Raw genomic sequence first — 10,538 nt, 5'->3', positions numbered from 1 at the left:
GCCAAAACCCCGTCTCGCGGATTCTTACCCCGCCCCATTCACCCCCCGGGGGGGCCCCCCGTGTTTGGGGGGCGCGCCCCGTCGGCCTGCTGGGCGGGCAAAGCCGCTTCCGCAACGCGCCAGGCCTCCGGCTGGGAAGACCAGCGGGGGCTCCCCAATTGGGGAGCCCCCGGGCCCAGCGCGTGTCCGGCGCAGCTACTCCGCGCTGCCTCCCGGCCGCACTGCCCGGAAGGCGCACTGGAGGATCTCGGCCCAGGCGGCTTCGTTGGACGCCGGCTGCTCGGTCTGCCAAGCCGTCCGGCGCGCGACGACCGCCTCGGCGACGGCCTGCGCCTGGCCGGCCAGGTCTTCCTCAAGCGGGGCGACGTCGCCGTACTCGGCGCCGGTGACGATGACGCTGCCGTACAGGAAGTAGGAAGAGCCGATGTCGAGTCCTCGCCAGGCGCTGGCCAGCGCGGTGGCTGTCAGGTTCGGCGGCAACCCCTCGTTCGCGCCGTTGCCGTGCACCCACATCAGCGCCCGGCGGTGATAGTTCCCCGGGTCGGGGCTGCCGCTCAGGCGCGTCGCGATCGCCTTGCTGCGCAGGCCGGGCTCGTCCGGCAGGTCGATCGGCTCGACCGTGGAGTCGGGGTTGATCAGAAGCGCGCTGGCCATGCTGTCGATTCTCCTCGTCAGATCGGTAGGTACTGCACTGCCGTGCCGCGCCGCACGGGCGGTCCGGGCAGCATGCGCGTCACAAGGTCCGGGCCACGTCCGCCGCCTGGGCCATGTCCGCGTCGGTCTGCGGCGTGCCGCCGCCGTTGACCAGCAGGTGGATCTCAGCCTCGTCGTGCACGGCCCGGTAGCTGGCCGTCAGCGTGGTCTGCTCCAGCGGCCCGCTGTTTTGCAAGGTCATCGTTCCGTCCTTCTCAGTCAGGGAGGAGCCGGGACACCCGGTGGTGAGCCCCGCCGCCGGGTCCTCGGCACTGACAGCGGTATCCGGTGCTACAGCTCGGTCCAGCCGCACGCGGGCCGGTCCGGATCGGCGAGAGAGCTCCACACCTTCCCGGTGGCCCCGTGCGCCTCAATGTCCTGGAGGGTGGCCGCCCCGGCGGGGACGTGCCGCAGGAAGTTGACCACCCGCGGGCTGTCGGCGGCGGCGACCTGGAGGTCCTCGATCCGGTTGCGCAGCGTTGTCTCCGAGGTCCTCTCGGACCCCGGCGTCAGCACGAACAAGACCCTGGGAAACCGCGGGTAGAAGTCCTGCCAGGCCGGCAAGGCCCCCTGCGCCTCCGTGGTCCCGCGAAGGTGGAGCGGGACCGGGGTGTACTCGAAGTACCGCGCGTACGACGTCAGCTTCGAGCTGAGCTTCTCGCTGCTCATGGTGGAGCGGTCGAGCTCGACGAACGCCCGCAGGTGCGCCCGGCCCTCCGGGGAGTGCACGGTGTACCGCATCAAGGCATCGGCCCGGATCGCGTCGGCCGAACGGTCCGAAAGCCGGTGGAACACCTCCGGCGCCCAGTCGAGCGGCCCGTACTCGTCGCCCCGCCGCCGGGCATCCCGCAGGAACGCCAGGTGCGTCCGCAGGACGTCGAGCGTGTGGGGAGCCAGCAGCTGCGCACCGGTGTCGGTCATCGACTGCGGCGGGCTGACCCGGTCCAGCAGCTCGGGAAAGCTGCCCGCCAGGGCGCGGCCGGCTTCGGTCAGGAACCAGATGCGGGTGCGGCCCGGGAAGTAGCGGGTCGCATGGTCGACCAAGCCGTCGTCCCGCAGCTTCCGCATGCGGGCGGCCGGGAAGTTGTGGTCCTCCTGCTCGCTCTCCTCCTCGCCACTGGTGAAAGGACCGAGCAGCTCGTACAACTGGCCGCTGGTCGCGAGCCGGTGCTGGTAGAGCGCGGCCAGGGCCGCACGGTCGAACGCCGCACCGTCGTGCCGGCGCTTACGGCGCTTCGTGGGGACGGCCACCGTCATCAGGGTCTCCTTCATCAGTGCTCTCTGGTGCCGGCCAAGCCAACCCCGCACACCTTGACGGATCCCTTGACGCCCGGGCTCCGCGGCGTAACAACTCGGCCTCGCAGGCGCCATCAAGGGATCAGCCAATACCTTGATGCTCCGCTGCGCCCCAGATCAGACGCGGCGTCAAGGAATCCGGCACCTTGATGCCGAGCTACTTCTGCTTGGCCCGCGGCCGACCCTGGGCCTGCTGGGCCAGGACGTCGTCGAGCACGTAGGCCGCGACGGCTGGCGGAAGGCCGAGGCCCTCGGCGAGGACCTTGACGACGCGCTCCCGCGGCTCGTCCCAGAGCTCCTGCTGCACGGCGGCCACCTTGTCGCGCTCGGCGAGGCCCATCTGGGTGTCCTTCACCAGGCGCTCGCCGGTGCGCGTCGTGAACCCGAACTCCTCAACCAGCCGGCGGACGACGACGGCCGCCGGCGTGTCCGTGGGCGCGGCCGCGAGGAGCTCTGCCGTACGGGCCACCCGCTCAACGGCGTCCTTGCGGATGGCAGCCACCTGGTTGAGGGAGCCGGTCTTGCGACCGCCGGTACGTGCCGCCCCGTGGCCCTTCGGGCGGTCCTCGTTCCAGGTCCGCACCGTGCCGCGCTCCCAGTACCGGACTCCGTTGATCTCGGTCTTCCACTCCGGCCCCTTCGTCCGCACCTTCTTCACCGCCGACCCGGCCGCCGGCTTCTTGACGTAGTCCGCCCAGGCGTCCTTGTCGGGGCGGTTGTCCGCGGGCATCGACTCCCAGGCCTCGACCCAGTCGAGGAGGTCCCCGTCGCGCTCGTCCGCAGGGTTGTTCTGCGGGTCCAGCGGGAGCACCGGGATGTCCTGCTGATCGAGGGGGAGCTCGCGCTGGTTGGCGTAGGCCTGCATCTGCTCCTCGTCCCAGATGCGAAGCGGCCGCTTGGCCTCAGGGTCGACGCGGGAGAAGCTCTTCACGCTGACAGGGAGCTTCTCCCACTGCCGCCGGCTCTGGAAGCTGGAGAAGGCAACGCCGAGAATCTTGGCGGCCCCCTCGGTGGTGACGTACTTGCGGCCGGCGGGGATCATCGCGGGCCTCCGTTTCATGATGGTTGGGGGGCCGGCACCCGACCCTGCGACGCGAGGAACGATACTACATAAAACATGCGGCGGGTAGCCGGGCTCCGCGGCGCACCCTCGGGGCGGCCCGGCCGGCCCCCGGCTCCGGTTTCGCCGTAGCCAGGTGGCGTTCTCGGTCGACATGCCGACCAGGGCATTCGCCAGGACGGTCACCGGCGGCGGCCGCCGTCGGGCCGCGGCAGGATCAGCAGGAACTCCATGCCGTCATCGGAGGGCCGGCTGCCGAAACCGGCCTGGAGCAGGTGAGCGTTCATCTCCGTCAGCACCGGTACGCAGTCCGGGGTCCGGCACAGGAGCAGGACCTTGGCGCAGTTGCCGTCGGGCGTTGGGTCCTGGGCTTGGGTGCTGAAATCGCCTGCGTGGGCCAGGTCGTCGACGTCGCAGACCTTGCCGTGCTCGTCGGTGGCCAGGATCCAGCCGGCGTCGGTGAGGATGGCCTGGACCGCGGCCTCGGTCAGTATCGGTCGGGTTGCGTGTGTCATGGGGATTCTCCTTGGTGTGCGGCCCGACGGGCCCGTGATGTGGTGGCCCGTACGGTGCGGTCGAGCGGGGTGCAGGCGGCCGGCGTTTTCGTCGACGAAACCGCCGGTGGGTGGTGGCCCGGGCCGATGCCGGTGGGGCAGGCCGGGCGGGTGCGCAGGCCGAGTGTGCCTGCGGATGCCGGCCGTGACCCCCGAGGCGCGCGGAGGTCACGGTCGTTGGTCACCGGAGGTGCGGCGCCAGCGCCGGGAGGGCGCCGGCTCCGAGGTCCCAGTGGCAGCCGGGGAGCGGGTCGTCGGCGGCGTCGAGCGCGGTGGCCGTCACCGACAGGACGCCGGCGGGGCGCCCGTCGCCGTCGGGGACGATCGCGACCCGGGCGTCCAGGAGCAGGTAGGCGCCGCTCTGGTTCTGGATCTTGCCGGTGAGCATGCGGATGACGTGCTTGGGGCGGGCCCGGTCGAGCGGCCGGGTGTCCCCATCGGTGTGGTTGCCGCAGCAGTTGCAGCCGCAACCGCAGGGGTGGATGGCACGGATGCGCACCTGGTCCTCCTTCGTTCGTTGCTGATTCGGTTGGGTAGCCGCGCCGCCCGGGCGCGAGGGTGCTCCGTTCCGGCGGCCGCCGCGCGGCCGCCAGGGGAGCGTCAGATCTGGGTGATGTCGAGGCCGATGCGCTCGACCTGCAAGGAGACAGCGGACCTCGGGATGTTGTCGCTCCCCCTGTAGGTCCGCACCCGGCGGCGTCCGGCGATCACCACCTGGCTGCCCGGGCGCAGCGCGCGGTGGGCGGCCTGTGCCGTCGTGCCCTCCAGCGAGCAGATCAGCAGCTCCGGCAGCGACGCCCCGGAGCGCGGTGGCCCCTGCTGGTCCACGGAGATGTGCATCCGGGCCACCGGATGGCCCTTCACTTCCTGGAACTCCACCGGCCGGACGACCGTCCCGGTGACCATCTCGACGGCGGGGGCGACCTCGACCTGCTCGCCGAGCTCGGGGGCGCCCAGCGGCAGCCGCATCGCCTTGCGGACCTTGCCCGCCCCGGTCTTCTGGGTCTTCTGCCGGGCCTGCTCGATGCGAGCTTCGGTGTCGGCCCGAGCCGTAGCGCGGGCTCCCCCGCAGGCCTTCGCGACCAGGCCGGCGAGCTCGGCCTCCCGCGCCAGGCCGACCGCTCCCGCCCTCTCGCCCAGCTGCCGGACGCGGGCTGCCAGGCGGCCGTACTCGCCCTCCATCTCCTCGTGGGCGAACGCCACGACTGCGGCGGCACCCCGGCGGCGCATCGTGCGGTTGAACCCGCACGACTTGCCGCGCATGCCCTCCTCCCGCTCCCAGACGAACAGCTCCGCCTCCGGCCACCCGTTCTCATCCAGGCCGCCGACCACGACGGACAGCACGCAGGCGATCCGGCGGTCGTGGAGAACGTTGAGCGGGTACTCGGCGGCCGCGCCGTGGAACGGCAGCCGGGCCGGGTGCGGTTGACCGTCCTGGGTACGGCGGTCGGGATGCAGGAAGTCGCGCAGTGCGGCCGCCGACAGCTGCTCCCGGCCGGCGCGCACGGCGGCGAGGTACAGCGCGATCGCGGCGCTCTGCCAGGGCGTGTTGCCGTACGGGGCGGCCGGGGTGGCGAGGGCCAGGTGCTCGGTGACGCCGTTGGCGCGGGGGAACGTGGCGAGCAGGACCAGCAGGGACGGGCTGTACGGGCGCACGTCGACGTGGCTGAGCAAGCTGGCCGGGACCTCGGGCGCCGCGTCGGGCTTGGCGACGGGCGGGGTGACGGTTGCGGTGGGCATGGGGCTCTCCAGGCGGGGGCGCGGGGAAGCGGGTTGAGGGCTGGACGGCGGGCCACCGCCGTCCAGCCGGGCAAGAGGTGGTGCCGACGCGCGAGCGTCGCCACCACGGCGGGGTCACAGGCGCAGGACGCCCGCCAGGACGAGCAGCGCCGGCCGGTCGCAGTGCAGATAGAGGTCCAACTCGTTGCGGGTGGGGAGCAGACCGTCGGCGTTGTAGATCGCCCAGCCGAGCTCGCTGATGAAGCTGTGGAGCAGCATCCGGTTGTCGCCGAAGCGGAAGTACTGGTCCTCCTCGGGCCACCGCTGGTCGAGGTCGAGCTCGGAGACGGCGGCTCGGGTCGGGGCGCCGTCGGGGAGGTGGAGGTTCCAGGCGTTCACCTGGGCCTGGTGGAGCGCCGTGAAAGCGCGGGTGATGGCGGCAGCCACGAACGGGTCGCGGCTCTGGCCGTCGTGGTCGATGTGCAGGGACTGGGCCAGCGCGTGGGTGCGGATCAGCTTGTCCGGGGGTGTGATCAGAACGGACACGGTGCGGTCCTCCTTGCGGGAGCGGGTTGAGGGGCAGGCCGCCCGACCTGCCGACATGAAAAACGATACCACATAGAACATGCCCATGGGGATTGGTGTGCCTCGGAGTCCCTGGCCCAGGCCGCCGCCGCGTGTTTGCCGGCGGCGGCCCGGGGGATCAGACGGCCAGGTCGAACCTGGTCAGTGCCGCCCGGATCCGCTCGGCGAACCAGCGGGCCGCGTTTACCGAGACGGCGTTGCCGATCTGCAACGTCCGCTCCTCCAGGTTCCCGTGGACGATGTACTCCGGTGAGAACCGCTGGATCTGCTTCATCTCGTCGGACGTCAGCATCCGGATCAGGCAGTCGTCCACCTCCGGCGCCGGCCACACCAGGGAGTGGTGCGGCTTGGTCGCCAGCGTGGTGAGCGGCTCCGCCGTCGTACGGGGGGCGTTCTTGCGCCCGTTGGGGATGATCAGCGCGTGGTGGCGGCCCTGGGCGGCGAGGACGGGAACCGCCCCGCGGATGGATACGGCGGTGCTGTTGTTGCGCAGCATCGCGATGTGCGGGTCCGCCCCGAACCGCTGGAGCCCGACCGCGATCCGGGCCCGGGTCGAGGCCGCGTACGGCTTGAACACCTTGTGCCGCGGCTTCCCGTCGCCGACCCGCCGGCCCAGCAGGTTCCAGTCGATGACCTCCGCGACGGCGCGGACGTGCGGGATGAGCAGCTGGTGGCCGCACCTGCGGTTGGGGCACCGGTAGTTGTACTGCTCGCCCCACTTGCCGATCTTGCGGCCCCTCGGGTTGTTCCACACCTGGCGGGCGCGCACTGGGCCGCACTCCCGGCAGTCGGCCGCCGGCCGGACCTCCAGGTTCGGCTTCGGGGTCGCCGTCCGGGTGAACACGATGTAGATCCGGTCGCGCAGCTGGGGAGCCAGGACGTTGGAGTCGTCGCCGAGGTGGGCGGAGGAGGCGCAGACGATCTGGTGTCGGTAGCCGAGACGGTGCCACCCCTTGAGCCACCAGTCGAACAGCTCCCAGTCGGTGGCGAACTCGACCACGTTCTCCACGAACACGGCGTCGGGCCTGTGCACCTCCGCCCACGCGATCATGTCGAGCGCGGTGGCCCGGGTGCGCTCCCAGGTCTCCGGCTTGGCGCGGCCCTCGTCGCCCTCGACCTGGAGGTCGAGCTCCAGCTGGCCGCGGGTGCGCTTGCGGCCCCCGGCGAGCGCGATCTCGGTGCAGATCGGGGAGCCGGCCAGGATCCGGGTGCGCGGCATGCTGCGCTTGTTGGTGTTGCTGATGTCGATGCGCCGGTGCTCGACCGTCGGGTGGTTCGCGACGTGGGTGCGGATCGACACCGGGTCGTGATTGGCGGCCAGGCGGCAGGTGTACCCCGACTCGGTGAAGCCGGTGGTCGTGCCGCCTCCTCCGCAGAACAGGTCGGTGAAGTCGAGATCGCGGTCGTGGCGGAAGACGGGTGCCATGAAGTCCTCTGCGGGTGAAGAGCGGGTTGAGACGCCGCCGGCCGCCAAGCCGGGGCGTCGAAAGGGGCAGCGGTCCGCCGCCGCAGGGCGGCGGACCGGGGTCGAGCGCGGCCGCCCTCGTTCAGTCGACGACCGCAACCTTGTCTTCGGCGGCGTACTCCACTTCGTCGCCGGAGGAGAAGGTGACGCGGACCCGCCCGTTCGGGATGTCCACGACGTCATCCACGAGGTAGGGCAGCTCATCGCCGTGGAGCACGATGCGGTCATTGCGCCGCAGGGAGGCTGCGGTGACGTTGATCATGGGAATCTCCTTCGCGCCGCCTCTGCGGCGGGGACGGGACCTTGCGTATCGCCGGCGTCTGCAACCGGTGGCGCCGACTGCTAGCCGGGGTGCGGTGAAGGGGGCCGGCCGCCGCCGCATGCGGTGAAGCGGCCCGGGGTCGGACGCAGGTGGCTCAGCCGTCCAGCAGCTGGACCAGCTGCCCCCGCAGCTCGTCGGGGAGCGCGGTGTTGTTGAGCACCTCGCGCAGGGCCGCCAGGGTGCTGCGCAGTGCGGCCGCCTCGCGTTCGTGCCGCCCGGGGTCGTGGGCGGCCAGGGCCTCCCGCAGGAAGGCGGGCCAGGTCTGCGGACGCTCCAGCTCCGGGGCGTCGACGAAGGCGCAGTGGCCGGGGTCGGCGGTCTCCAGGCGCACGGCCTTCAACTGGCCGTTGGCGAAGGTCAGTCGAATCCCCGTCAGCGGCTCGCTCTCCCCGAAGGCGTTGATCACGGGAGAGCCGTCCTCGACGGTCAGATCGAGGTCGACCTGGACGCGGGTTCGGCAGGCGGTGACGGTGTTGCTGGGCTGGTCGCTCATGGTGGGTCCTCCGTTGAAGCGGGTTGAAAGGGGCGGGCTGCCGCACACGCCCCGACGTGAAGAACTATACCACATAAAACATGAACCCGCGATCCATCCCGTCTTCTCCGATCCCGGCCGGCGCCCGCTCCAGAAGCCGGCCGCGGACCGCAAAGGGCCCGGCCCGGACCGCACAACGCGATCCGGGCCGGGCAAAGGGAAGGTCGGCAGCAGGAACTAGGCGGCCAGCGCCACGTCCGCCTCCCGCGCCGCCTCGTCCATCTCGGCGGGCTGCTCCTTTGACGCCTCGGGCTCCACCTCGGCCGCCGACTCGGCGGCCAGCGGCTCCACCCCGTCGACCTCCGTGCCCACGGCGGACTCCACCTCGACGGACAGCTCGTCCGCCGCCTCGGTCCCGCCAGCGGACTCCTGGTCGGCCTGCCCGGTCAGCTGCGCCTGCGCCGCAGAGGCATCCGGCTCGCCGCCGCTCCCCTCGACCAGGGCGACCATCGCCGCCTCGATCTCGGACAGCTTGTACGCCAGGTGATCGCGCATGAACACCAGCAGCTGCACCACGGCGGCGCCCGGCTTCTCCCACACCTTGTTCGCGTTCATCACGCGGGCCTCGAAGGCGGCGAAGATCTGGGCCAGGATCAGCTTCCCCGAGCTGGCCTCGCCCATCCGGGACTCGGCCTGCTCCAGCCAGACCGTAATCCGGTCCTCGTCGTCCTCCTTCTTGCCGCTCTCGCGGGTGACCGACTCCGGAGCCCCGAGCAACTGGGCCATGAGCCGCCGGTTCGGGCTGGTGACGAACTTGGCGTACCAGCCCGGCATGTCGCAGACGATCCGGCGGACCAGCGCCCACGACGCGCCGCTCGGCTTCTCCTTGAGTGCGGCCTTGAGCGCGGCCCGGCGGACGGTCGTCGCGGCCTTGAATGCCTCGTTGTTGCTTCGGATGAGCCGGACGGCGGCCCGCGACTCCTCGGCCGTAGCCGGACCACCCGACTTCTCGGCCGCCTTCTTGCTGAGCTGGTGGCCGTTCTTCTTCCAGTCCGCGCACACCAGGACCGCCTCACCGTACTCGTTGAAGAAGGCGCGGCCGGGGCAGTCCTTGACGTGGTGCTCGGGGTCGACCGGGTTGCCCATGCCGCTCATCAGGTCGGTCAGCAGGCGCATCTTGTCGCCCCGCCACTCGTACGGCCGGTCGACCTCGGGCACGCCGTCCGCCCGCAGCGCCGCCAGACGCTCCTTCCGTAGCCGGGCGGTCTCCTCCTCCTGGAGCAGGCTGGCGATGGCGTGGTCCCAGTGGCCGTAGCCGCCACCCTCGGCCGCGTCCTTCGCCGCCGCCTCCTTCAACCGGCGCGAAGCCCCCCGCAGGTGCTCGACCGTGCCGTACTGGGTCGTCTGGACCAGGTCGAAGTCGCACTCGGCGGCCTCGTCGAACGTCTTCGCGTCCAGCGCCACGGCCCCCTTCGCGGCAGCGAACTGCGCGTCGGTCAGGCCGATGCTGCGCGCGGCCTTCTTCCGCTGGGTGGGGGTCATGGAGAACGCGGCGAGCTGCGCCGCCGCCTGGGCCTCGTCCCGCTTGGTCATGGCCTTGCGGTGGGTGTTCTCCACCAGGGACCTGGTGATGGCCTCCTTGTCGGCTCCCTTGAGGTCGTCGCGCACCACGATGGGCAGGGCGAGCCAGGAGGTGTGGTCCTCCTCGGCCTTCTTGACGGCCTCCTTGCTCGACAGCCAGCGCTGCTGTCCGGCCAGGACGCCGAACTCCGGCGCGGGCTTGCCCTCCTCCGTCAGCTTCTCGATCTGCTCGGGCGTCAGGGGGCGGACGATGACCGGGGTGTCGACGCCGTCCTGGGCGACGGAGTCCAGCATCTCCTGGGTGGGCAGCTTCTCCTCGGTGCGGACGTTGCAGGGGTCGAGCACGAGCGTGCGGGGGTCGACCTCCATGAACCGGAAGTTGCGGACGATCATGCCCGTCGCCGGGCGTGCGGGGGTCTTGGACTTGGTGCGTGCAGACACGGGAGTGTGCCCTTCTTCTTGGTTGGATAGCGGGTTGATCCGGCCGAGCCGCCCGGCCCGTCCGTTGTGAACAACTATACCACATATAACGTGCAGCATGGAGTGTGGTGAGCCGCATTCTTCCGGCTGGCGGCGCCCGCCCGGGCCGGAGTCCCCTGCGGCCGGCGGCGCACCGGAGATCCTGGCCGGCCTTGTGGGCGGGGTGGGGGAGTGGTTGATCTACGCGCGTAGGCAGATGCGGCGCAGGGGGTGGGGGGGGGCGCGGCGCCCCCGGCGCGCGGCCCCCCCCCCCAGCGGAAGAGCAGGCCGCGGGGCCGCACCCCGCCCCCCACCCCGCCCCCCCCCCCCCC

At 71.6% G+C, this 10,538-nt stretch carries 12 protein-coding genes; all 12 read right to left on the bottom strand.

The features are described from left to right. Positions 1-195: 195 nt before the first annotated feature. The 12 genes from ACFWXO_RS41600 to ACFWXO_RS41545 all read right to left on the bottom strand — a co-directional run bounded on the left by ACFWXO_RS41600 (position 196) and on the right by ACFWXO_RS41545 (position 10,188). Positions 196-654, bottom strand: a complete 459-nt coding sequence (locus tag ACFWXO_RS41600; RefSeq protein ID WP_380531491.1) for a hypothetical protein — start codon at positions 652-654, stop codon at positions 196-198. Positions 655-733: 79 nt separating this feature from the next. Further along, positions 734-895, bottom strand: a complete 162-nt coding sequence (locus ACFWXO_RS41595) for a hypothetical protein (RefSeq protein WP_380531488.1) — start codon at positions 893-895, stop codon at positions 734-736. Positions 896-984: 89 nt separating this feature from the next. Continuing rightward, on the bottom strand, positions 985-1,965 hold the full coding sequence (locus ACFWXO_RS41590) for a replication-relaxation family protein (protein ID WP_380531485.1): 981 nt from the start codon (positions 1,963-1,965) through the stop codon (positions 985-987). Between the two features lie 181 nt (positions 1,966-2,146). Then, positions 2,147-3,031, bottom strand: a complete 885-nt coding sequence (locus ACFWXO_RS41585; RefSeq protein ID WP_380531482.1) for a hypothetical protein — start codon at positions 3,029-3,031, stop codon at positions 2,147-2,149. A gap of 200 nt (positions 3,032-3,231) precedes the next feature. Further along, positions 3,232-3,564 carry a hypothetical protein gene (locus ACFWXO_RS41580; protein ID WP_380531479.1) on the bottom strand — a complete coding sequence of 111 codons (333 nt, stop codon included), beginning with the start codon at positions 3,562-3,564 and terminating at the stop codon, positions 3,232-3,234. A 220-nt stretch (positions 3,565-3,784) separates the two neighbouring features. Beyond that, positions 3,785-4,102: a hypothetical protein gene (locus ACFWXO_RS41575; RefSeq protein ID WP_380531476.1), complete on the bottom strand. Its 318-nt coding sequence runs from the start codon at positions 4,100-4,102 to the stop codon at positions 3,785-3,787. Positions 4,103-4,203: 101 nt separating this feature from the next. Then, positions 4,204-5,343 (bottom strand): single-stranded DNA-binding protein, encoded by a 1,140-nt coding sequence (locus ACFWXO_RS41570; protein ID WP_380531473.1) that lies wholly within the window; start codon positions 5,341-5,343, stop codon positions 4,204-4,206. 114 nt (positions 5,344-5,457) lie between these two features. After that, positions 5,458-5,868: a hypothetical protein gene (locus ACFWXO_RS41565; RefSeq protein ID WP_380531470.1), complete on the bottom strand. Its 411-nt coding sequence runs from the start codon at positions 5,866-5,868 to the stop codon at positions 5,458-5,460. A 157-nt stretch (positions 5,869-6,025) separates the two neighbouring features. Then, positions 6,026-7,333 carry a DNA cytosine methyltransferase gene (locus ACFWXO_RS41560; RefSeq protein ID WP_380531467.1) on the bottom strand — a complete coding sequence of 436 codons (1,308 nt, stop codon included), beginning with the start codon at positions 7,331-7,333 and terminating at the stop codon, positions 6,026-6,028. Between the two features lie 121 nt (positions 7,334-7,454). Continuing rightward, entirely contained in the window at positions 7,455-7,634 is a 180-nt protein-coding gene (locus tag ACFWXO_RS41555) for a hypothetical protein (RefSeq protein ID WP_380531464.1), read from the bottom strand. A gap of 154 nt (positions 7,635-7,788) precedes the next feature. Then, positions 7,789-8,187 carry a hypothetical protein gene (locus tag ACFWXO_RS41550; protein ID WP_380531462.1) on the bottom strand — a complete coding sequence of 133 codons (399 nt, stop codon included), beginning with the start codon at positions 8,185-8,187 and terminating at the stop codon, positions 7,789-7,791. A 216-nt stretch (positions 8,188-8,403) separates the two neighbouring features. Next, on the bottom strand, positions 8,404-10,188 hold the full coding sequence (locus tag ACFWXO_RS41545; protein WP_380531459.1) for a ParB/RepB/Spo0J family partition protein: 1,785 nt from the start codon (positions 10,186-10,188) through the stop codon (positions 8,404-8,406). Positions 10,189-10,538 lie beyond the last annotated feature (350 nt).

The organism is Kitasatospora sp. NPDC059088 (assembly GCF_042738155.1).
Taxonomy (GTDB): Bacteria; Actinomycetota; Actinomycetes; order Streptomycetales; family Streptomycetaceae; genus Kitasatospora.
This window is presented reverse-complemented; position numbering and strand designations above follow the sequence as displayed.